The organism is Periweissella beninensis (genome assembly GCF_016908275.1).
GTDB classification, from domain to species: domain Bacteria; phylum Bacillota; class Bacilli; order Lactobacillales; family Lactobacillaceae; genus Periweissella; species Periweissella beninensis.
In genome coordinates, this window is record NZ_JAFBDN010000006.1 from 46,898 (window position 1) to 69,303 (window position 22,406).

Sequence of the window (22,406 nt, forward strand, 5' to 3'; positions counted from 1 at the left end):
TAAAACAGGAGGTTGTATGCAAAAAATTCATGAATTAACGACAATTTTAGCGGATCAAATTGCTGCAGGTGAAGTAATTGAACGCCCCGCCTCAGTCGTTAAGGAGCTGATGGAAAATGCAATTGATGCACATGCTACGCAGATTGATATTTTATTAGAAGAAGCAGGTATTAAAAAAATTGAAATCATAGATAATGGCTTTGGAATTAGTCAAGATGAAGTTGAATTAGCATTTCGACGGCATGCAACATCTAAAATTGTCAATCGTACTGATTTATTTAAGATTAAAACGTTAGGGTTTAGAGGTGAAGCACTACCAAGTATTGCGGCAATTGCTGATGTAACTATGACGACGGCAGTAAAAGATAAACCAGGGATGCTTATTAATATTAAGGGTGGACAAATAATAATAAAAAAAAGTGCACCCGCACGTGTTGGAACAGCCATCGTAGTTAAGAATCTTTTCTTTAATACGCCTGCAAGATTAAAATATTTGAAGACACCGAATACGGAATTAAGCAAAATTGTAGATATTGTTAATCGCTTGGCATTAAGTTATCCTAATATAGCCTTTAATTTAAAACATGAAGATCATCAATTATTAAAAACAGCGGGTAATGGAAATGTACAGCAAGTAATAGCTAATATTTATGGATTAAAAAATGCACAAAAAATGTTGACAATTGAAACTGAAAATATAGACTTCAAAGTAAGTGGCTTTATTTCACTTCCAGAATTAACACGGGCTTCCAGAGAATATATTTCGATTTTAATTAATGGCCGCTATATTAAAAATTATCAATTAGTTAAAGCCCTATTAACTGGCTATGGATCAAGGTTAATGGTTGGGCGTTATCCGCTGGCTGTGATTTCGATAAACATGGATCCGTTATTAGTTGATGTCAATGTGCATCCTACTAAACAAGAAGTACGGCTGAGTCAAGAAAGTCAATTAATGGAATTATTGACAAGCGTAGTGCAAGAACGTTTGGCAACATTGAATTTAATGCCTGATGGCTATCAAAATTTAAAACAAGCAACAAGTCCGAAAAATGATATAACGTTTATTGAAAGATTAAATCAAGTTTCACAGCATCATCAAATAACGGTGTCTGATGAAAATGATTTAAAACAATCAGAAAAAAAGGATGAACAATGGCAAGCAACAAATTCGATATTAACCAGTGATACTAAACCAGTGCAACCTATTATTATAAAAACAATTGCTGATTTGGAACGAACAGAAGTAAAAGCTTTTAAAAAGCGTTATCAAGTACCCTTAAATCAGCAAATGGCAACAAATAAAGCCTCAGTTAAATCAATTGTAACTGACTTGAAAACAAAACAGCTTACTTTAAATGAAGATATTGACTCAATTGGAATGCTTAACAATAATGAATTAGCACAAGTTGAAAAATTTCCGAATTTACGCTTTATTGGACAAATGTTTGGCACCTTTTTATTTGCGGAAGGGCCGGCTGGGTTATATCTAATTGATCAACACGCAGCTCAGGAACGAATTAATTACGAGTACTATCGTGAAGAAATTATTCATCAAGGAAATGCACAACAAAAACTTTTAGTTCCACTTGTATTAGACTATCCATTAGTAGATGCTTTAAAAATCAAGCAAAAGTTAACCGAATTAGCACAAGTTGGCCTAATAATTGAAGATTTTGGTGATAATAGTTTTGTGGTACATCAGCACCCGATGTGGTTCGTTGCTGGACAGGAAGAAGCAACAATTCGTGAGATGATTGATTGGTTATTACGGGATGGCAATATTGATCTTACTAAGTTTAGAGAAAAAGCAGCAATTATGATGAGTTGCAAGCGTGCTATTAAAGCAAACACACATTTAGATGATGCCCAAGCAATTGCGCTAATTGAAAAATTAAAAAGTACGAAGAATCCATTTAATTGTCCCCATGGTCGCCCAGTTGTAGTGACTTTATCCCTTAAGGATATGGAAAAAATGTTTAAACGGATCCAAGATTCCCATAGTTCATGGCTAGATTATGATAGTCATCCATATTAAAAAGTGAGGAAAGAATTTGTACGATTATTTAAAGGGAATAATAACAATTGTGACACCAACACATGTTGTTATTGAAGTAAATGATATTGGCTATAAAATTTTTACAGTTAATCCATTTGAATTTAATGAACAAGAAAAAGTAACACTTTACGTAGAACAAATTGTCCGAGAAAATGAAATTTCATTATATGGTTTTACCAATATTACAGCTAAAATGCTTTTTAACAAACTTTTAAATGTTTCTGGAATTGGCCCAAAATCAGCTTTAGCGATTTTAGCAAATACTGATCATACTGCCTTAATTACTGCTATTGAAAGCGAAAACATTGAGTATTTAGTGAAATTTCCAGGAATTGGTAAAAAAACAGCTAAGCAAATTGCGTTAGATTTAAAGGGAAAGTTAACTGAGATGCCAGGTATTTCACCAGATTTATTTAGTACTTCGATTAATGCACCTGTTAATAGTGAAAATGTGCAATTACAGGATGCTTTAGCAGCTTTGAGTGCGTTGGGGTATGGGAAAGTAGATATTAAACGTGTGGAAAAACAATTAATAAAAGAGCCAAAGGCAGATACACAAGCATATTTAAGTTTAGGATTAAAATTATTAATTGGTTAAGTTAATAATTTGAAGAAAGGAGGTGGTAATTTATGAACACTGAAGAAGAGGCCATTTTAATGCAACAGGTTTCAGATTTAACAGAACAATCAGTTGAAAAAACGTTACGACCACAATTGTTGAACGAATATATTGGGCAAGCTGCACTAAAAAAAGAATTACGAGTTTATATTAAAGCTGCTAAAACGCGCCAAGAATCACTTGATCATGTCTTGCTTTATGGACCACCTGGGTTAGGTAAAACGACATTAGCAATGATAATTGCTAATGAAATGGAAGTTGGGTTAAAAACAACCTCTGGACCAGCGATTGAAAAAACAGGTGATTTATTAGCCTTATTGAACGAATTAGAACCAGGTGATATTTTGTTTATCGATGAAATACATCGACTACCTACCCAAGTTGAAGAAATGTTATATTCGGCGATGGAGGATTTTTTTGTGGATATTGTGATTGGTCAAGGACCAACAGCACATCCTGTTCATTTTCCATTGCCACCCTTTACGCTAATTGGAGCAACTACCAGAGCTGGTATGTTGTCTGCACCACTAAGGGATCGATTTGGTATTATGGCGCATATGGAATATTATCAAGCTGCTGACTTAAAAGAAATTGTACGGAGAACAGCGAATATTTTTCACACATCAATTATTGAAAATGGTGCCTATGAAATTGCGCTAAGATCACGCGGCACACCACGGATTGCGAATCGATTATTTAGACGAGTACGTGATTTTGCACAGGTTGCTAGTAAGGAAGCTATTGATAAGCATATTGTTGATGAAGCATTAAAAATTTTACATGTTGACAAGGTGGGGTTGGATATTATTGATGTTAAATTATTAACTACCATGATAGTGCAATATCAAGGTGGACCTGTTGGAATTAATACATTGGCAGCAAATATTGGTGAAGAAGTTGAAACGTTAGAAACAATGTATGAACCATATTTAATGCAAACTGGCTTTATTCAACGAACAGCAAGAGGCCGAATTGCAACTGACCTAGCTTATAGGCATTTAGGTTACACGCAACAAAACATGAAAGAATGAGAAAAAATATGGGATACCAATTAGAAGATTTTGATTATGAATTACCACATGAATTAATTGCACAAACACCATTAAAACAACGTGATGCTTCCCGCTTATTAGTTTTAGATCATAAAACTGGTCAGTATGAAGATCACCATTTTTATGAAATAATTGATCAATTAAACCCAGGGGATGCCGTGGTAATGAATAATTCACGTGTTTTACCAGCACGTTTACATGGCCAAAAAAGTGATACTAAAGGACATGTTGAAGTTTTATTATTGAAAAATGTTGAAGGTGACACATGGGAAACGTTGGTAAAACCAGCGCGTAAACTGTTAGTAGGCCAAGAAATTAGTTTTGGAAATGGTGAATTAAAAGCCGTTATTACTGAAGAACTTGAGCATGGTGGTCGAATGGTTAAGTTTAGTTATCAAGGTATTTTTCTAGAAGTGCTTGAACAGTTAGGTGAAATGCCTTTACCACCATACATTAAAGAAAAATTAAATGATCAAGAACGCTATCAAACAGTTTATTCAAAGGTTAATGGCTCAGCAGCAGCGCCAACCGCTGGGTTACATTGGACACCAGAACTATTAGCTAAAGTGGAAGCAAAAGGGGTTAGTTTGGTAGAATTAACACTGCATGTTGGGCTAGGGACATTTAGACCAGTTGAAGAGGCTAATATTGAAGATCATAAAATGCATAGTGAATTTTACCAGCTGTCACAAGAAGCAGCTGATACGCTTAATAGCGTAAAAGCTAAGGGTGGTAGGATAATTGCTACAGGAACCACATCAATTAGAACACTTGAAACAATTGGTAGTAAGTTTGCAGGTGAATTAAAAGCAGATTCTGGTTGGACTGACATTTTCATTAAACCAGGCTATAATTGGACAGTTGTTGATGGCTTTATTACTAATTTCCATTTACCAAAATCGACATTAGTAATGTTAGTGGCTGCGTTTACAGGACGTGATAATATCTTAAATGCATATCACCATGCAATTGAAGAAAAGTATCGTTTCTTTAGTTTTGGGGATGCAATGTTTATTAAATAAAAAGTAGAGATAATGAGGTTATACAATGACAGAACCAGCGATTAAGTATCGTTTGATTCATCAAGATAAGCATACCGGTGCACGACTTGGTGAAATTATTACTCCCCATGGTACATATCCAACACCAATGTTTATGCCTGTTGGGACCCAAGCATCAGTTAAAAATATTTCAACACGGGAGTTGAAAGAAATGGGTGCGGAATTTATTTTGGGCAATACGTATCATCTGTGGTTACGCCCTGGGGATGAATTAATTGCACAAGCAGGTGGTTTACATAAATTTATGAATTGGGATCAGCCAATTCTGACTGATTCAGGTGGTTTTCAGGTCTTTTCATTAGCAGGTAATCGCAAACTTACCGAAGAAGGCGTAACTTTTAGAAATCATTTGAATGGTGATGTGATGTTTTTATCACCTGAAAAAGCAATGAGTATTGAAAATAATTTAGGCTCAGATGTTATGATGAGCTTAGATGAGGCGATTCCTTATTTTGAAACCTATGATTATGTAAAAAAATCAGTTGAAAGGACATCAAGATGGGCTGAACGTGGGTTAAAAGCGCATCGCCGGCCAAATGATCAAGGTCTCTTTGGTATTGTGCAAGGAGCAGGTTTTGAAAAACTACGTAAGCAATCAGCACATGATTTAGTAAGTTTAGACTTTCCGGGCTATGCAGTTGGTGGTCTATCAGTTGGTGAATCAAAGATTGAAATGAATCGCGTTTTAGATTTTACAACGCCATTACTACCACCTACTAAGCCACGTTATTTAATGGGGGTTGGCTCAGTTGACTCATTAATTGATGGAGCAATACGTGGTATTGATATGTTTGATTGTGTATTACCAACTAGAATTGGCCGTAAGGGAACAGTAATGACTCATAAGGGTCGATTGGTAATCAAAAATGGTAAATATAAAGCTGATTTTACCCCGCTTGATGAAGACTGTGATTGCTATGTTTGCCAAAATTATACGCGAGCATATATTCGACATTTATTTAATGCAAATGAATTATTAGCACAAAATTTTGCATCGTATCATAATTTATACTTTTTATTAAAAATGATGGAAGAGTTGCGAGTAGCAATTGCGCACGATGCTGTTTTGGAATTTAAAGAAAAAGTTTTTAGTGAATACGGCTTTAATGCAAGTAATGCTAAGAATTTTTAGATTAGGCTAAATTATTTAAGTTGAGATGACACATAGTTAGTATTTTAAGGTACAATTAAAGTAGTATAGTAATTAATAAATAGAAAAGGAAAAAAATAATGAGCGGAAATTTTAATTTAATCTTTTTGGTTGTAATCATGATTGTAATGTTTTTCATGATGAATCGTTCACAAAAAAAGCAACGTTCTAATCGTGAAAGTATGATGAGTAAACTTCAACCAGGAGCACATGTAGTGACGATTGGTCGGCTACATGGTGTTGTGGATTCAGTAAACCAAACTGAAAAAACTTTCACGTTAGATGCGGATGGTGTTTATCTTGTATTTGACTTAGATGCGATTGCGCGTGTAATTGATGATGGAGTTGATCAAGCGGTTAAACCAACTAAAGAAGCAACAACTACAACAGAGACTAATGTGATAGACAAGACAAAAACGGTGTTACCAAAGGATGAAAATACGGAAAAATAGCTTTAAATTTTTTGAAACTGATAGTAATGCTGTTATTTAAGTGTGGTTGTAATACATGAGGAAGTGGTTAATTCTTTAAGAATTAGCCGCTTCTTTGCATATTAGATAAAAACTAGGGGGGTGAGAAAATGCGAAAAATAATTCATGTTGATATGGATGCATTTTATGCACAAGTAGAAATGCGCGATAATCCAAATTTAAAAAATGTACCACTAGTGTTAGCTAAAGATCCAAGACTAACCAATGGTCATGGGGTGGTAGCAACGGCTAATTATTTAGCACGAGAGTTAGGTATTCATTCAGCAATGAGTGCCAATGAGGCTAAAAAATTGGCACCACATGCTATTTTTTTGACACCCAATTTTGCAAAATATCAAAAAGTATCGCAACAAGTTCATGATATTTTTCAGCATTATACTGATATGATTGAACCGATTGCTTTTGATGAAGCTTACTTAGACGTCACGAATAATAAGTTGGATATCGTTAATGAAGTTAATTTAGCAAGAAGGTTACAAGACGAAATTTGGCAACAACTAGCACTAACTTGTTCTTTAGGAATTAGCTATAATAAATTTATTGCTAAACTAGCTTCAGAATATAATAAGCCTGTTGGTACTGTAATTATTCATCCAAACGATGCCATTGAATTTTTGCAACAATTACCTATTGAGGATTTTAGAGGTGTTGGTAAAAAAACATTATTAAGTATGTATCAGGAGAAAATCTATACGGGAGCTGATTTATATCATAAACAGTTAGGCTGGCTCACAAATAAGTTTGGGCGTTTAGGTTATGAATTATATCAACATGTTCGAGGAATTGATGAACGCCCTGTAATGTGGCAACGTGAACGAAAATCAATTGGTAAGGAGTTAACATTTACGCTAGCGATAACAAGTCAGCAACGAGCTAATGATGTTTTAAACCAATTGGTCACAAAACTAGTTTATTTACTAAAGCAATACGAAAAACATGGTAGAACAATTGTTATGAAAATTCGGTATCATGACTTTGAAACAGTCACGAAACGTGTTACCAAACCAGATTTTTATAAACTAGATGAAACAATAATCTTGGCAGAAGTACTAATACTTTTTAATGAATTAGGTGGCTTAAAGAAGCCAATTAGATTATTAGGAATAACATTTACTAATTTAGCACCAATTAGCTTTGAAAATATTAATTTGCCACTTTTTGACTAAAATACGTTATACTAGAATGTCAGTATAGATAAGTAGGACGAATCACAATACAAATAAAAAGAAGAGAGATGTAGCATGACAGTGCAAGCACAAATTATTGAGAAAATTAAAGCGTATGACACGATTATTATTCATCGCCATCAACGACCTGATCCTGATGCTTTTGGGTCACAAATGGGGTTAGCAGAAATCCTGAGAACTAGTTTTCCACACAAAAAAATATATATTGTGGGGAAAAATGTTCCAGGGTTGGCATGGATTGCTAGTATGGAAGAAATTCCAGATGACGTGTATCAAAATGCGCTAGTAATTGTGACTGATACGGCTAATGCCCCACGTATTGATGATCGACGTTTTGATTTAGGTAAGGAATTAATTAAAATTGATCATCATCCTAATGATGAACCATACGGTGACTTACAATGGGTAATTGCGGGAGCTAGTTCTACATCTAGCTTAATTTATAAGTTAGTTGAATTGTCTAATGGTTTACTTAAATTAAATGCTAATGCAGCCCGTGTTCTGTACGCTGGTATTGTTGGTGACACAGGCCGCTTCCTGTATTCAGTGGATAGTGAGACGATGCGCGTTGTTTCTGAACTATTTAAGTATGATTTTGATGTGATAGCAGTTAATCAAGCAATGGATAGTATTAGTGAAGCTGCTGCTAAACTATCAGGGTATGTTCTAGAAAATGTTAATATTTTAGACTCTGGTGTGGCTTATATGATACTTACCAACGAAATTGTGACTTCATTTGATTTAGGGGATGCTGGAACTGCATTTGTGATACCACTTCCTGGACGAATTAATACTGTTAAAACATGGGTTATTTTTGAAGAACAAGATGATCATTCCTATCGTGTTCGCTTACGATCAAAACAAATTATTATTAATGGCCTTGCAAGGAATCATGGTGGTGGCGGGCATCCCTTAGCATCAGGGGCTCGTGCACGCGATAAAGACGAAGTAAATGATATTATCGATGAATTAGATCGATTAGTACGGAAAAGTACGTATGGATATGGAAAGGAATAATAATATGACAGAACAATTTACTGATTTTAATTTAAAACCAGAAATTATGACTGCCCTTGATGAATTAAAATTTAAAACACCAACTGCGGTACAGGCACGCTTAATTCCAACTGTACTAAAGGGACGTTCAGTTGTTGGTCAATCACAAACAGGATCAGGTAAAACACATACATTTTTATTACCAATTTTTAATGAATTGCAGCCAAATCTTGAACAAGTACAAGCAGTCATTACTACCCCATCTAGAGAATTAGCTCAACAAATTTATAGTGCTGCTAAACAAATTGCTAAGCATTTTAAAAGTGAAATTAGAATTGGTAATTATGTTGGTGGAACAGATAAAGAACGCCAAATCAAACAATTACAAAATCATCAACCACAGATTGTAATTGGGACGCCTGGTAGAATTGCTGATTTATTAAAGCAACAAGTGTTAGATATTCATTTAACAAAAACCCTTGTTGTTGATGAAGCTGATATGACATTGGATTTAGGATTTTTACCTGAAGTTGATGTAGTGGCTGGTACCATGCCAGCGGATTTACAGATGTTAGTGTTTTCGGCAACAATTCCACAAAAATTACAACCATTTTTACGAAAATATTTAAATAATCCAGTCATTGAAGAAATTCCAGTTACGACGGTAATTTCACCAACGATTGATAATTGGCTTGTTTCAACAAAGGGATCTAATAAAAATGATGTTATTTTTAATTTATTAACGATTGGGCAACCATATTTAGCATTGATTTTTGCTAATACTAAAGAACGTGCTGAAGAGTTAACACGCTTTTTAAGAAGTCAAAATCTCAAAGTTGCAATGATTCATGGTGGTGTGGCACCACGTGAAAGAAAACGTGTTATGAAACAAGTGCAAAATTTAGAATTTCAGTATGTTGTAGCAACTGATTTAGCAGCACGAGGAATTGATATTGAAGGCGTTTCACATGTAATCAATGATGGAATACCAAATGATTTAGATTTCTTTATTCACCGTGTGGGACGAACTGGTCGTAAGGGAATGAGTGGAATCGCCATTACCCTCTATACACCAGATGATGATTCACAGGTTGCACAATTAGAGCAGTTAGGAGTTCAATTTAAGCCTAAAGCTGTTAATAAAGGTGAACTTGTGGACACCTTTGACCGGAAACGACGAGTTAAACGAAATAAAACACAAAAGAAACTTGATCCAACGATGATTGGTTTAATTAAGAAAAAAAAGAAAAAAATAAAACCTGGTTATAAGCATCAGATTAACCAAGCTATTAAGCGTAAAAATCAAATGGATCGACGTATTGAGCAACGCATGGAAGGACGGGCACAAAGGAAAGCTAATAAGTTAGCTGGGAAGGAAAACAGCTAATAATTAACTTGTCGTACGTTAAAGTTACTGCTAAAATGGATAAGAAGTACTTAATTTAAGGAGATATCAAGATGGCACTTACACCCAATGATTTAAAAACTGGTTTGACAATTGAATATAATAACGCAATTTGGAGAGTTATTGAATTCCAACACGTTAAACCTGGTAAGGGATCAGCTTTCGTGCGTTCAAAATTAAAAAATTTACGCACTGGTGCAGTTAATGAAATTACATTTAGTAATACATCTGAAAAATTGCAACAAGCAGAAATCTTAACTCAAAAGGCAACTTACTTGTATGCTGAAGGTGATCAACATGTCTTTATGAATGTTGAAACATATGATCAATTTTCATTACCAGAAGAAAATATTAAAGATGCTTTGAAGTTTATGCTTGAAGGAATGGAAGTTACTGTTACTACCTATGGTAATGAAGTTTTAGGCGTTGAAGTACCTAAGGTCGTTACTTTAGAAGTTAAGGAAACGCAACCATCAATTAAAGGGGCAACTGCTAATGGTGGTGGTAAGCCAGCTACTATGGAAACAGGTCTTGTGATTCAAGTACCTGACTTTATTAATGCAGGCGACAAACTTGTTATCAATACTGATGACGGTGGTGCTTACAAATCACGTGCCTAATAATGATAGGTTAAATGAAAGTCGTCTGTGTATACAGCCGGCTTTTTTGTTATAATTAGGTAGATAGTTATTGACTAGTAATTAGTCCAATGGAGGAGAACTATGGCAGAAGAGACAAATATTGTACTTACCAATGATAATGCAGTTTTAGGAAAAACAGAGGTTAACCCAAATGTTTTAGAAGTAATTGCAGGAATTGCTGCTAATGAAGTAGACGGTGTTTTTAGGATGCATGGTTCTATTGGCAACCAAGTATCAGAATTGTTTGGTCGTGTTGAACATGGTAAAGGTGTTAAGTTAGTTGTTAATGATGATACATTGGTCTTTGATGTCTATGTATATTTAAACTATGGTGTGAGTGTTCCTAAAGTAGCGTTAAATATCCAAGAGCATATTAAATCACAAATTAGTGCAATGACTGAGTTAACAATTACTGAAATTAATGTGCATGTTGAGGGCGTAATTCCTGAGAAGATGACCAAAGAAAGCAAAGTTGACATTAATAATTTGTTCCCAGATGATATTGAAGAAGCAGGTGAAAAGTAGTGGCAATAACTCGACATCAAACGCGTGAAAAAGCTTTTCAAACGTTATTTGCTTTAGCAGGTAATCCAGAAGCTGATATGAGTACCCTTTATGATAATGTATTAGAAGATGTAATTTTAGAACAAAAAGATGGCATTGATGTGTTACCAACTTATCTTGAGACATTAGTTAGTGGTGTTTTAGCACACAAAGCCGATTTAGAAATTAAAATTAGTCAATATTTAGCAGATGGATGGACATTTGCTAGATTAGCACAAAGTGATCGTATCATTTTAGAAATTGCTTTTTTTGAATTAAATTATGTTGATCAAGAGATTGTCCCTGCTAAAGTAGCAGTTAATGAAGCCTTAAATTTAGCAAAAACATTTAGTGATGAACGTTCACGAAAATTCATTAATGGTGTTTTGGACAAAGCATTAAATTAAAAGTATTGAGCCAAAATGCAATTGGATATTAACATAATAGGAGAATGGCCAAGTGGAAGCATTGAAACAAAAAATATTAGATGAAGGCCGGGTATTACCTGGTAATGTATTAAAAGTTGATTCTTTTTTAAATCAACAAATCGATGTTAAGCTTATGGAAGCGATTGGAAAAGAGTTTGCATTACGTTTTGCAGATGATTCAATTGATAAAGTCCTATCAATTGAATCATCTGGGATTGCCCCAGCATTGATGGTAGCAAAAGAATTAGGGGTTCCAATGGTATTTGCGCGTAAACGCAAATCACTTACTATTTCAGAAAATGTTTATTCAGTTGATTTGTTTTCATATACAACGCAAAAGCATACTCAAGTGATTGTTGATCAAAGATTTTTGACTGCGGGAGAACGAATTTTAATTATTGATGACTTTTTAGCGAATGGTCAAGCCGCTGAAGGATTATTAAAAATTATTAGTAGAGCCCAAGCAATACCTGTTGGTTTGGGTGTCCTAATTGAAAAGAGTTTTCAATCAGGGCGGCAATTATTAGAAAAAGCGAATGTACGAACAGAATCATTGGTTCGTATTAGTAGTTTAGTGGATGGGCACGTGATATTTTCAGATGATGGCAAGTAATAAATTTTAAGAATACAGTAATAATAAAAAATGCTAGTAGAGTAACCAAAAATGGAAGACACAATTAATAGATATTTTATCTAACTTGATGTTTTACGTTAAAGTTTTGGTGAAGACTAGCATTTTTTTGAATAAAAACGTTACAAATATCATTATTTAATTATCAACCATTAACTTTTAAAGCAAAATCAATTAAAAAATTAGGTAATCGCTTACATGATAGATTAATAAGTGTATAATAAAGGTAAATAATTTGATTTAATCTACGGGGAGACATATTATGCAAGGATATAAAAATGTTTTAGCACCAGTCGATGGTTCAAAAATTACGGAAAAGGTTTTAGAAACAGCCATTCAAGTTGCCAAGCGAAATAATACACGGCTTGATATTTTGAATGTATTGGAGATTAATCAATTTGCTGACGGTTATGGTGGTGCAGTGTCAGGTGATGTTGTCTATAAGATGGTTGATGAAATAGAAACTCGCTTACGCGTTTATCAAAAACAAGCACAAAGGGCCGGTTTAACTGATGTCGAAATTCACGTACGATTTGGTAATCCTAAAACAGTAATTGCACAAGAATTTCCAAATGATCACGAAACTGGGTTAATTGTTGTTGGAACAACTGGTATGAATGCTGTTGAACGGCTAGTTGTCGGTTCAGTAACAAGCTATGTTACACGAATGGCTAAAGCCGATGTATTAATAGTTAAATAATTTCCACAAATCATAAATGATGAACTAGGAGACCGCTTATGTATTATTATGTAATGCCCAGCCATGATATTCGACGTAATTTAGCCACTGAAGAATATTTAATGTATAATCGTACCTTTGATGAACCACTAGTTTTATTTTACTATGAAGAACCAAGTATTATTGTTGGTCGTAATCAAAATACACAGGAAGAAATTAATCAAAAGTATATTGATGATAATAATATTGTGGTAACCCGACGGCGAAGTGGTGGTGGTGCTGTTTATCATGACTTAGGTAATCTATGCTTTAGTTTTGTTTTGGATACAAAGGACGCTAAGTTTGGTGACTTTAAGACATTTGTCAGCCCGATTGTTGATGCTTTGCATAAGATGGGAGCAACTACTGCTGAAGTTTCTGGCCGTAATGATATGTTGGTTGATGGTAAAAAGTTTTCTGGGAGTGCAATGTTTAAGCATGATAGCAAAATTTATGCTCATGGAACACTAATGCTAGATGTAGATTTAAATGTTGTAACACAAGCGTTGAATGTTCCGGCTGATAAAATTGCTTCTAAGGGAATTAAGTCGGTGCGTTCACGGGTTACAAATTTAAAGCCTTACCTAGATGAAGAGTATCAACTAATTGATGTACCAAAATTTAGAGATACGCTACTTAAAAATTTATTTAAAGTCGATGATTTAACTGAAATTAAAACACACGAAGTTAAAATTTCTGAAGAGGAAGAACAACAAATTCAAGATATCTATGACACGGTATATAATAATTGGGATTGGGTTTATGGATCATCACCAGCGTTTACCGTACAAAAACGGCAACACTTTAATTCCGGTACAATTGATGCGCGCTTGAATGTAAAAGATGGTATTATAGAGAATGTAACTTTTTTTGGTGATTTCTTTGGTCCAAGTGATGTACATGAAATTGAAACGCAACTTAAGGGAATTAAATACGATCGAGCAAGCTTAAATACTATTTTTGCAAAAATTGATTTGAGTCAGTATTTTCTCGGAATCACAAAAGAAGAGTTATTAGACTTACTAGCATAATTTGGAGAAGATATGAGTAACAAATTAAATATTGTTGTCGCATATGGTAATATTAGTTTTATTTTGTTTGTATTAATTAATTTATTTATGTCACTAAAAAGTGGTGAATCTTCGTGGCGTTCGGTAATTGTGGTTGGTGTTATTTATTTTTTTGCAGTGGCCTTAATGTATTATCAAAAAGCAATGGCAATTTATTTACAAGCTTTTACAATGTTGTTAGTCTTAATAACAGATATGGCAGCAATTTATCAAGTATTAATGCAACATATTATGAAGACCTTTTTTGAACGTAGTATCATAGTAGGAATAAGTCTTTTAAATATCATTATTATATTTAGTTGGATTAGGGCGGCGTACAAGTATCGTAAAACACAAGGGGTTTATTATAAACAATAATTAAAGGTGAGTATAAATAAAAAATGCAAGGCGAACAATTTTTAAAGTTACTTAAAAAGAAAGTAATAACTCAAACGAGTTTCCAGCAAGTTATTGAAGACATCAATATTGACGAATTATTCACATGGTTTGATAAGGCTCTAGATGATGATAGCCTAATTAGTGGTGAAATTTTGGCTAAAGTAAATGCTGAAGATGCATTAAAGTTGAGCATTGAAACGTCAATCATAAATTTACCGTTACGTTATCAAAATGCGATTGATAAAATAATTTTGGCAGATCAAGAATATGAATTAAGTATTTTTGCAATTATTGAACATCCTATTGTATCTCAATCAGGATTATTCATTAAAAAAATTGCTAGTGTAAAAACTTATCGAGATGATGTGGATGCTGTTAAAGCCAAAATTGTTACTTTTTTTGATGAAAAATTGAAACTAATTGCAGATGGTGGTTGGCAAGCTAAGCAAGGTGATGTTGATACAAACTTAACGGAAATAGAAAAAGATTAATATTAGATATTGTTATTTTTAAAAAGTATTGCTATAATATTTAAAAGTACAAATATCCTTTAAATGTTGACCAGAGAGTCGCTTAAGGTTAGTTTGCTAGATGAAGTGTAGCTAATTATAACTTTTTGTAGAACTCGTCGGTCTTTGGATTGATGAGTTCTTTTGCATTTAAAATACATGTATTTTATTTTTAATAAATTATAACTAATTAATGTGACTCCAGAGAGGGCCGATTAGTTGATAAAGCATCTACGTCGCTTGTAACAGACTGCCCTCTCTTTTGGAGAAGGTAGTTTTTTTAGTAGAAAGGGAAAAAGCATGTATAACAGTAACTTTTTAAATATTAATGACTTAAGTTTAAATCAATTACAACTATTATTAGATTTAGCTAGAGAATTTCGAAAAGGTAAACAAATTCAATTAAAACGACCAGTGTTTAGTGCTAATTTGTTTTTTGAAAATAGTACGCGCACCCATAGTTCATTTCAGATGGCGGAAAAAAAATTAGGAATAAACTTAATTGATATAAATCCAACAACAAGTTCAGTTCAAAAAGGTGAAACACTAAGTGACACTGTAAAAACATTGCAAGCAATTGGCGTTGATTTAATGGTTATTCGTCATCATGAAACAGGTTGGTATCACTCTTTAAATAATGATAAGAAAATTACGGCAAGTTTGATTAATGGGGGAGATGGTAGTGGTCAGCATCCTTCACAAAGTCTTTTGGATTTATTAACAATTTATGATGAATTTAATGGTTTTGCAAATTTAACCATTGGTATTGTAGGTGATTTAGCGCATTCAAGAGTAGCTAGATCAAATGCTGAAATATTACATCGATTAGGAGTTAGAGTTTTGTTTGGTGGACCACAAAAGTGGTATCCAAAAGAGTTTGATGCTTATGGTGAATTTATGGCAGTAGATGACTTGATAAAAGAAGTTGATGTTTTAATGCTTCTTAGAGTTCAACTAGAGCGTTTAACTCATGAAGCAGTTGATAGCTTTACGGCCCAAAATTATCATACTGAATTTGGGTTAACATTACAGCGATATCACACGATGAAAAAACGAGCGATTATTATGCATCCAGCTCCAGTTAATCGTGATGTTGAAATTGCTTCAGAATTAGTTGAGGTACCCCAGGCAAGAATTTTTAAGCAAATGGAAAATGGTGTTTATGCACGAATGGCTATTATCACTAGTATTTTAGATGCAAAAGGATTAATAAAGGAGTTACCAGTTTATGCCAACACTAATTAAAAATGCTAAAATTTTTCACGACATGTTTGATATATTAATTGCCGATGGAAAAATTAAAGAAATTGCGCCTAATATTAAGTTACATGATGGTGTAGTTATTGATGCTAAAAATAAGTTAGTTACTCCTGGTTTAATTGATGTACATGTGCATTTTAGAGAACCAGGGCAAACACATAAAGAAACAGTTGCTAGTGGTAGTAAAGCAGCAGCACATGGTGGATTTACAACAGTTTTTGCAATGCCGAATGTAACACCAACGATTGATACACCAGAAGCTTTTGAAAATATTATGGATAAAAATATAACTGATGGCATAGTTAATATCAAGCAGTATGCAGCAATCTCAAAAGGTCTCCTTGATGAAAAAGTTAACGAATTGGGAAAATTAGCAGAGCTTGGTGCTGTTGGGTTTACTAATGATGGACATGGCGTGCAAACTGCCGATACAATGTTGCGAGCAATGCAAACAGCATATACTTTAAATAAACCAATTATTGCCCATGTTGAGGATGATTCGTTATTACATGGTGGCGTTTTAAATGCTGGGGCTACTGCTGATAGATTGAAATTACCAGGAATGACAGGTCTAAGTGAGTCTAGTCAGCTAGCACGTGATCTAGTATTAGCCGCTAAAGCAAAAGTTCATTATCATGTCGCCCATATTTCAACTAAAGAATCAGTTGAATTAGTAAGAATTGCTAAAAAATATGGTGTTAATGTAACGGCTGAGGTGACACCGCATCATTTATTATTAGCTGATCATATGATTGAAAATGATAATGCCATGTTTAAGATGAATCCGCCACTGCGGAGTGAAGAAGATCGTAAGGCCCTTATTGCTGGTCTATTAGACGGTACTATCGATATGATTGCAACAGACCATGCGCCCCATAGTAAAGCAGAAAAAGCGGGTTCAATGGTAACAGCTGCTTTTGGAATTACCGGATTAGAAACCGCGTTTAGTTTAATATATACCTTTTTTGTCAAGACAGGCATATTTACAATTGAGCAACTAATTATGTGGATGGCTAATAAGCCGGCTAAAATCTTTAACTTAGAAAGTGGCGTACTTGAAGTTGGGAAACCAGCTGATATTACAATTTTTGATACTGATCAAGAATTTGAAATAAGAGAAGAAAATTTTTATTCAAAAGGTAAGAATACACCTTTTATTGGGCAACAAGTATATGGCAGAACAATGCTAACGATGGTAGCCGGTAAAGTTATTTATAAGGAGAATTACTAAAATGGTCAAACGATACCTGGTTTTAGAAAATGGTTCTGTATATTCTGGAAATGGTTTCGGTGCTGAAACAGATGTAATAGGGGAAGTTGTTTTTACAACGGGTATGACGGGTTATCAAGAAACAATAACCGATCCGAGCTATTGTGAACAAATAATTGTTTTTACTTACCCAATGATTGGGAATTATGGAATTAATAAGCATGATTTTGAAAGTTTAAAGCCGCAAACAAAAGCTATAATTGTGAAGGAAATTGCTAGACGGCCTACTAACTATAATATGCAAAAAACATTAACGGACTATGCAGTTGAGCATCAATTAGTAGGATTAGCTGATATCGATACACGGGCTTTAACCAAGGAACTAAGAGACAACGGGGTAATGCGAGGTATTATTACTGATGATCCTAAGCGAGTTAAAGAGACGGCTATTTTGGCAAATTATCAACCACATGATCAAGTTCAAAGGGTTACAACTAAGAATGTTTATCAAGCACCAAATCAAGGTGTTCGGGTGGCAGTCATTGATTTTGGATTAAAACAATCTATTTTAAAAGCCCTGGCTAAGCGACAGGCTGAAGTCATTGTTTTTCCAGCAACAGTAACTTTAGAAGAAATTTTAAAAGTTCAACCTGATGGCATACTACTATCAAATGGACCAGGTAATCCAATAGATCGGCCAGAAGTTTTGCCATTAATTCAACAATTGCAACACCGGTTCCCACTAATGGGAATTTGTTTGGGACATCAATTATTTGCACTAGCCAATGGCGCGAAGACTTATAAAATGAAGTTTGGACATCGTGGTTTTAATCATGCGGTTTTTGATAAAAATCATCAAAAAACAACATTTACCTCACAAAATCATGGATATGCTGTTGATGAGGAGTCACTTAAAGCAACTAATTTAGAAATAACACATCAAGAAATAAACGATCATACCATTGAAGGTGTTCGATTAAAAAATTATTCGGCCTTTTCAGTTCAATTTCATCCAGATGCTGCCCCCGGACCACACGATGCTGAATACTTATTTGATGATTTTATAGCGATGATTAAAAATAATGAGGAATAGACATGCCAAAGAGAGCAGATATAAAAAAGATTTTAGTAATCGGATCAGGGCCAATTATAATTGGTCAAGCAGCAGAATTTGACTATTCTGGTACGCAAGCCTGTTTGGCACTTAAAGAAGAGGGTTATGAGGTTATTTTAATTAATTCTAATCCTGCAACAATTATGACTGATAAAGACATTGCAGATAAAATATATATTGAACCAATCACATTAAAATTTGTAGAAAAAATAATACGTAAAGAACGACCTGATGCGATCTTACCAACATTGGGTGGCCAAACTGGGTTAAACATGGCCAAAGCATTAGCTGAGCAAAACATCTTAGATGAACTGTCAATTGAACTGCTCGGAACAAAATTAACTGCAATTGAACAAGCTGAAGATCGAGAATTATTTAAAGACTTAATGTTAGAGTTAAATGAACCAGTACCACCTTCGATTATTGCTAGTAATCTGGAAACAGCACTTGAATTTGTTGAAGAACACGGTTATCCAATTGTTGTTAGACCAGCATATACATTGGGAGGAACTGGTGGTGGTTTTGTTCATAATCGTGAAGAATTGATTGAAATTACTAAAAATGGTTTAGAATTATCACCGGTAACTCAAGTTTTAATTGAGCAATCAATTGCTGGATATAAGGAAATTGAATTTGAAGTAATGCGAGATGCTGCTGATAATGCAATGATTGTTGCTTCAATGGAAAATTTTGATCCAGTAGGTATTCATACCGGAGACTCAATTGTGGTCTCACCAGTGCAAACATTAACGGATAGAGAATATCAAATGTTAAGAGATGTCGCATTAAAGATCATTCGTGCATTGAAAATTGAAGGTGGTGTCAATATTCAAATGGCATTAGATCCAAACAGTATGCAATATTACATTATTGAAGTTAATCCACGAGTATCACGATCATCAGCATTAGCATCAAAGGCGACCGGCTATCCAATCGCAAAATTAGCCGCTAAAATTAGTGTCGGTTTAAGGCTAGATGAAATTCAAAATCCAGTAACTAAGCAAACATTAGCCGCTTTTGAGCCAATGTTAGATTATATTGTTGTTAAAATTCCAAGATGGCCATTTGATAAATTTACTAAAGCTAACCGTGAATTGGGGACACAAATGAAAGCTACCGGCGAAGTAATGGCAATTGGTCGTAATTTTGAAGAGGCCTGTTTAAAAGCTGTCCGTTCTTTAGAAATTGGTATGACACATTTAAAAAATTCAGTGTATAGCGAACAAACAACATCAGAGTTGTTAGGACAACTTATGCCAGCAACTGATGAAAGATTATTTATTATTGCAGAATTGCTAAGACGTAATCAAACAATTCATGAAATTCAAAAGATAACCAAAATTAATGAATTTTTCCTAGATAAATTATTACATATAATTGAAATTGAACGAACATTATATGAAAAGCAAGATTTATTAGTATTAGAAGAAGCTAAAAAGAATGGATTTGCCGATGCAACAATTGCAGATATTTGGCAAACTGATGCTAATGAAATTAGGAAAAAACGAAAGGCTGCTAATATTATACCGGTATATAAGATGGTCGATACAGCTGCCGCCGAATTTAAGGCAACTACACCATATTATTATGCAACATATGAACAAGAGAATGAAAGTATTGCTAGCAGTAAACCAGCAATTTTGGTTTTAGGGTCTGGGCCAATTAGAATTGGTCAAGGCGTAGAATTTGATTATGCTACGGTACATTGTGTGCAAGCAATTCAACAAGCGGGATATGAAGCAATCATTATGAATTCTAATCCTGAAACTGTTTCAACAGATTTTTCAATATCTGACAAATTATATTTTGAACCATTAACATTAGAGGATGTTTTAAATGTGGTTGATCTAGAACAACCACTAGGTGTAATTGTTCAATTTGGTGGTCAAACGGCAATTAATTTAGCTCAACCACTGATAAATCAAGGAGTAAAAATTTTAGGGACCCAGGTTAGTGATGTCAATGCAGCTGAAGATCGGGCTGAATTTACACAAATAATTAAAAGATTAAACTTACCACAGCCTGTTGGTCAAACGGTAACGACTATTCCAGATGCAATTGTTGCAGCTAATGAAATTGGATATCCCGTTTTAATTCGACCATCTTATGTACTGGGTGGTAGAGCAATGGAAATCGTATCCTCAGACAAAGATTTAGTTAATTATATGCAACGTGCCGTTAAAGTTTCAAATGAGCACCCAGTATTAATTGATTCATACTTAACTGGTGCTGAAGCAGAGATTGATGTTATTTCAGACGGTCAAACGGTGATTATTCCAGGCATCTTAGAGCATATTGAACGGGCCGGAATTCATTCAGGTGATTCAATGGCAGTATATCCACCACAAAATATGTCAGAAAAAGTAAAAAATGAAATTATTGATGCAGCAATTGCTTTAGCTAAAAGTTTAAAAACAATTGGTTTAATGAACATTCAATTTGTTATTCATCAGGATAAAGCCTATGTTATTGAGGTTAATCCAAGAGCATCACGCACAGTTCCATTTATGTCAAAAGTTACGGGATTACCATTAGCACAATTAGCAACGCAAGTGATGCTAGATACAAAGCTAAAAGATTTGGGTTATCAGACAGGTCTTTACCAAGAGAGTCTGCTAGTCCATGTCAAAGCACCTATTTTTAGTTTTAGCAAATTACCATTGGTTGACAGTACACTTGGGCCTGAGATGAAATCAACAGGTGAAATTATGGGATCAGATTATACCTTTGCTAAAGCACTCTATAAAGCTTTTGTTGCCGCTAATATAGAAATTGCAAATCAAGGTACGATATTATTCACAGTGGCTGATGATGCTAAAATAGAGGCCCTAGCATTAGCACAACGCTTTGTAGCATTGGGGTTTGAAATCATTGCTACAAATAACACAGCTAAATTTTTCAAGCGTAAAGGTTTAGCGGTCAAACCAATTGAAAAAATAACTGACAATTCTCAAAATATTATTACAGCAATTCAAAATCATAATATTCAAGGAATTGTAAATACACTTGATACTTCACAACGAGCTAACAATGATGGAATTGAAATTAGAAATATGGCAATTGAAAATGCCGTACCACTTTTTACAGCCTTAGATACAGTAGCAGCTTTACTTCAAGTTCTTGAAGCCCAAGCATTTAGTATCCGACCACTATAATAAAAAGATAGGAGTATCAAAATGCAACCAGTTTTCATTGCACTAGATTTTAAGGATATTACTAAAACCCGGGAATTTTTAGTTCAGTTTAGTGGATTACAACGACCATATGTAAAAATTGGGATCGAATTGTTTTATCATGGTGGGCCACAATTTGTTAAAGAATTACGAGATACCGGTTATCGAATATTTTTGGATGTAAAAATGTTTGATATTCCAACAACAGTAAAAAAAGCAGCTTTTCAAATTGGGCAATTAGGAATTGACGTGGTTACCGTTCATGCTTTAGGTGGACCACAAATGATTCAAGCGGCCTTTGAAGGACTAGCGGCTGGTGCAAAAATGACGGGCGTACCACGGCCTAAATTATTGGCAATTACACAATTAACTTCGTTTGATGAAATGACAATGCAAACCGTGCAAGCGACAAATGAATCATTAATTACATCAGTCCTTAGATTAGCAAAAATGGCTAAGGAATCATCTGCCGATGGTGTTATTGCATCTGCACAAGAAGCTCAACAAATTCATCAATTACTTGGTAATGACTTTCTAGTAATAACACCAGGAATTAGATTAGCTAGTGATATAAGTAATGATCAACAACGAGTTATGACACCAGCAATGGCAAAATTAGCGACAAGTAATGGATTAGTTGTTGGTAGAAGTATTACACACAGTGATAATCCCAAACAAGTTTATCAAGAAATAAATAAGGAGTTTAATTGA

22 protein-coding genes are annotated in these 22,406 nt (G+C 34.3%); all 22 read left to right on the plus strand.

The features are described 5' to 3' along the window. Nucleotides 1-16 precede the first annotated feature (16 nt). The 22 genes from mutL (at nt 17) to pyrF (ending at nt 22,406) form a co-directional block, all read left to right on the plus strand. Nucleotides 17-2,038 carry a DNA mismatch repair endonuclease MutL gene (mutL, locus tag JOC59_RS03725; protein WP_205143453.1) on the plus strand — a complete coding sequence of 674 codons (2,022 nt, stop codon included), beginning with the start codon at nt 17-19 and terminating at the stop codon, nt 2,036-2,038. Nucleotides 2,039-2,054: 16 nt separating this feature from the next. Further along, nucleotides 2,055-2,657 carry a Holliday junction branch migration protein RuvA gene (gene ruvA / locus JOC59_RS03730; RefSeq protein ID WP_205143454.1) on the plus strand — a complete coding sequence of 201 codons (603 nt, stop codon included), beginning with the start codon at nt 2,055-2,057 and terminating at the stop codon, nt 2,655-2,657. Between the two features lie 32 nt (nt 2,658-2,689). Continuing rightward, entirely contained in the window at nt 2,690-3,709 is a 1,020-nt protein-coding gene (gene ruvB / locus JOC59_RS03735) for a Holliday junction branch migration DNA helicase RuvB (RefSeq protein ID WP_205143455.1), read from the plus strand. A gap of 8 nt (nt 3,710-3,717) precedes the next feature. Further along, the gene (gene queA / locus JOC59_RS03740) at nt 3,718-4,752 is read left to right on the plus strand and encodes a tRNA preQ1(34) S-adenosylmethionine ribosyltransferase-isomerase QueA (protein WP_205143456.1); all 1,035 of its coding nucleotides are present in this window, start codon (nt 3,718-3,720) and stop codon (nt 4,750-4,752) included. 25 nt (nt 4,753-4,777) lie between these two features. Further along, entirely contained in the window at nt 4,778-5,923 is a 1,146-nt protein-coding gene (gene tgt / locus JOC59_RS03745; RefSeq protein WP_205143457.1) for a tRNA guanosine(34) transglycosylase Tgt, read from the plus strand. A gap of 98 nt (nt 5,924-6,021) precedes the next feature. Next, entirely contained in the window at nt 6,022-6,393 is a 372-nt protein-coding gene (gene yajC / locus JOC59_RS03750; RefSeq protein WP_205143458.1) for a preprotein translocase subunit YajC, read from the plus strand. Nucleotides 6,394-6,521: 128 nt separating this feature from the next. Further along, nucleotides 6,522-7,598: a DNA polymerase IV gene (gene dinB, locus JOC59_RS03755; RefSeq protein ID WP_205143459.1), complete on the plus strand. Its 1,077-nt coding sequence runs from the start codon at nt 6,522-6,524 to the stop codon at nt 7,596-7,598. 75 nt (nt 7,599-7,673) lie between these two features. After that, nucleotides 7,674-8,636 carry a DHH family phosphoesterase gene (locus JOC59_RS03760; RefSeq protein WP_205143460.1) on the plus strand — a complete coding sequence of 321 codons (963 nt, stop codon included), beginning with the start codon at nt 7,674-7,676 and terminating at the stop codon, nt 8,634-8,636. A 4-nt stretch (nt 8,637-8,640) separates the two neighbouring features. Then, nucleotides 8,641-10,002 carry a DEAD/DEAH box helicase gene (locus JOC59_RS03765; protein ID WP_205143461.1) on the plus strand — a complete coding sequence of 454 codons (1,362 nt, stop codon included), beginning with the start codon at nt 8,641-8,643 and terminating at the stop codon, nt 10,000-10,002. Nucleotides 10,003-10,073: 71 nt separating this feature from the next. Further along, nucleotides 10,074-10,640, plus strand: coding sequence for an elongation factor P (gene efp, locus JOC59_RS03770; protein WP_205143462.1), 567 nt, complete (start codon nt 10,074-10,076; stop codon nt 10,638-10,640). A 102-nt stretch (nt 10,641-10,742) separates the two neighbouring features. Further along, entirely contained in the window at nt 10,743-11,186 is a 444-nt protein-coding gene (locus JOC59_RS03775) for an Asp23/Gls24 family envelope stress response protein (protein WP_205143463.1), read from the plus strand. Further along, nucleotides 11,186-11,611 (plus strand): transcription antitermination factor NusB, encoded by a 426-nt coding sequence (nusB, locus tag JOC59_RS03780; protein WP_205143464.1) that lies wholly within the window; start codon nt 11,186-11,188, stop codon nt 11,609-11,611. The genes JOC59_RS03775 and nusB overlap by 1 nt, the downstream gene beginning before the upstream one ends. Before the next feature lie 52 nt (nt 11,612-11,663). Further along, nucleotides 11,664-12,245: a xanthine phosphoribosyltransferase gene (locus tag JOC59_RS03785; RefSeq protein ID WP_205143465.1), complete on the plus strand. Its 582-nt coding sequence runs from the start codon at nt 11,664-11,666 to the stop codon at nt 12,243-12,245. Nucleotides 12,246-12,522: 277 nt separating this feature from the next. Further along, a complete protein-coding gene (locus tag JOC59_RS03790; RefSeq protein WP_205143504.1) occupies nt 12,523-12,963 on the plus strand; it encodes a universal stress protein in 441 nt (146 codons plus the stop codon). Between the two features lie 38 nt (nt 12,964-13,001). Further along, nucleotides 13,002-14,012, plus strand: a complete 1,011-nt coding sequence (locus JOC59_RS03795) for a lipoate--protein ligase (RefSeq protein WP_205143466.1) — start codon at nt 13,002-13,004, stop codon at nt 14,010-14,012. Nucleotides 14,013-14,024: 12 nt separating this feature from the next. Then, on the plus strand, nt 14,025-14,408 hold the full coding sequence (locus JOC59_RS03800) for a hypothetical protein (RefSeq protein WP_205143467.1): 384 nt from the start codon (nt 14,025-14,027) through the stop codon (nt 14,406-14,408). Nucleotides 14,409-14,431: 23 nt separating this feature from the next. Further along, the gene (locus JOC59_RS03805) at nt 14,432-14,920 is read left to right on the plus strand and encodes a hypothetical protein (protein WP_205143468.1); all 489 of its coding nucleotides are present in this window, start codon (nt 14,432-14,434) and stop codon (nt 14,918-14,920) included. 318 nt (nt 14,921-15,238) lie between these two features. Next, nucleotides 15,239-16,183, plus strand: coding sequence for an aspartate carbamoyltransferase catalytic subunit (locus JOC59_RS03810; RefSeq protein ID WP_205143469.1), 945 nt, complete (start codon nt 15,239-15,241; stop codon nt 16,181-16,183). Then, the gene (locus tag JOC59_RS03815) at nt 16,167-17,429 is read left to right on the plus strand and encodes a dihydroorotase (protein ID WP_205143470.1); all 1,263 of its coding nucleotides are present in this window, start codon (nt 16,167-16,169) and stop codon (nt 17,427-17,429) included. Before JOC59_RS03810 ends, JOC59_RS03815 begins: the two co-directional genes overlap by 17 nt. Nucleotide 17,430: 1 nt before the next feature. Next, nucleotides 17,431-18,501, plus strand: a complete 1,071-nt coding sequence (locus tag JOC59_RS03820; RefSeq protein WP_205143471.1) for a carbamoyl phosphate synthase small subunit — start codon at nt 17,431-17,433, stop codon at nt 18,499-18,501. 2 nt (nt 18,502-18,503) lie between these two features. Next, nucleotides 18,504-21,677, plus strand: a complete 3,174-nt coding sequence (gene carB / locus JOC59_RS03825) for a carbamoyl-phosphate synthase large subunit (RefSeq protein WP_205143472.1) — start codon at nt 18,504-18,506, stop codon at nt 21,675-21,677. A gap of 21 nt (nt 21,678-21,698) precedes the next feature. Continuing rightward, a complete protein-coding gene (gene pyrF / locus JOC59_RS03830) occupies nt 21,699-22,406 on the plus strand; it encodes an orotidine-5'-phosphate decarboxylase (protein WP_205143473.1) in 708 nt (235 codons plus the stop codon).

What these genes read in the sequence shown, in the direction of transcription:
- queA (WP_205143456.1), top strand. Translation starts at nt 3,718, where the DNA reads ATGGGATACCAATTAGAAGATTTTGATTATGAATTACCACATGAATTA.
- JOC59_RS03775 (WP_205143463.1), top strand. Translation starts at nt 10,743, where the DNA reads ATGGCAGAAGAGACAAATATTGTACTTACCAATGATAATGCAGTTTTA.
- JOC59_RS03800 (WP_205143467.1), top strand. Translation starts at nt 14,025, where the DNA reads ATGAGTAACAAATTAAATATTGTTGTCGCATATGGTAATATTAGTTTT.
- JOC59_RS03820 (WP_205143471.1), top strand. Translation starts at nt 17,431, where the DNA reads ATGGTCAAACGATACCTGGTTTTAGAAAATGGTTCTGTATATTCTGGA.
- carB (WP_205143472.1), top strand. Translation starts at nt 18,504, where the DNA reads ATGCCAAAGAGAGCAGATATAAAAAAGATTTTAGTAATCGGATCAGGG.
- JOC59_RS03765 (WP_205143461.1), top strand. Translation starts at nt 8,641, where the DNA reads ATGACAGAACAATTTACTGATTTTAATTTAAAACCAGAAATTATGACT.
- JOC59_RS03810 (WP_205143469.1), top strand. Translation starts at nt 15,239, where the DNA reads ATGTATAACAGTAACTTTTTAAATATTAATGACTTAAGTTTAAATCAA.
- JOC59_RS03815 (WP_205143470.1), top strand. Translation starts at nt 16,167, where the DNA reads ATGCCAACACTAATTAAAAATGCTAAAATTTTTCACGACATGTTTGAT.
- JOC59_RS03805 (WP_205143468.1), top strand. Translation starts at nt 14,432, where the DNA reads ATGCAAGGCGAACAATTTTTAAAGTTACTTAAAAAGAAAGTAATAACT.
- yajC (WP_205143458.1), top strand. Translation starts at nt 6,022, where the DNA reads ATGAGCGGAAATTTTAATTTAATCTTTTTGGTTGTAATCATGATTGTA.
- tgt (WP_205143457.1), top strand. Translation starts at nt 4,778, where the DNA reads ATGACAGAACCAGCGATTAAGTATCGTTTGATTCATCAAGATAAGCAT.
- JOC59_RS03795 (WP_205143466.1), top strand. Translation starts at nt 13,002, where the DNA reads ATGTATTATTATGTAATGCCCAGCCATGATATTCGACGTAATTTAGCC.
- pyrF (WP_205143473.1), top strand. Translation starts at nt 21,699, where the DNA reads ATGCAACCAGTTTTCATTGCACTAGATTTTAAGGATATTACTAAAACC.
- efp (WP_205143462.1), top strand. Translation starts at nt 10,074, where the DNA reads ATGGCACTTACACCCAATGATTTAAAAACTGGTTTGACAATTGAATAT.
- mutL (WP_205143453.1), top strand. Translation starts at nt 17, where the DNA reads ATGCAAAAAATTCATGAATTAACGACAATTTTAGCGGATCAAATTGCT.
- dinB (WP_205143459.1), top strand. Translation starts at nt 6,522, where the DNA reads ATGCGAAAAATAATTCATGTTGATATGGATGCATTTTATGCACAAGTA.
- ruvB (WP_205143455.1), top strand. Translation starts at nt 2,690, where the DNA reads ATGAACACTGAAGAAGAGGCCATTTTAATGCAACAGGTTTCAGATTTA.
- JOC59_RS03760 (WP_205143460.1), top strand. Translation starts at nt 7,674, where the DNA reads ATGACAGTGCAAGCACAAATTATTGAGAAAATTAAAGCGTATGACACG.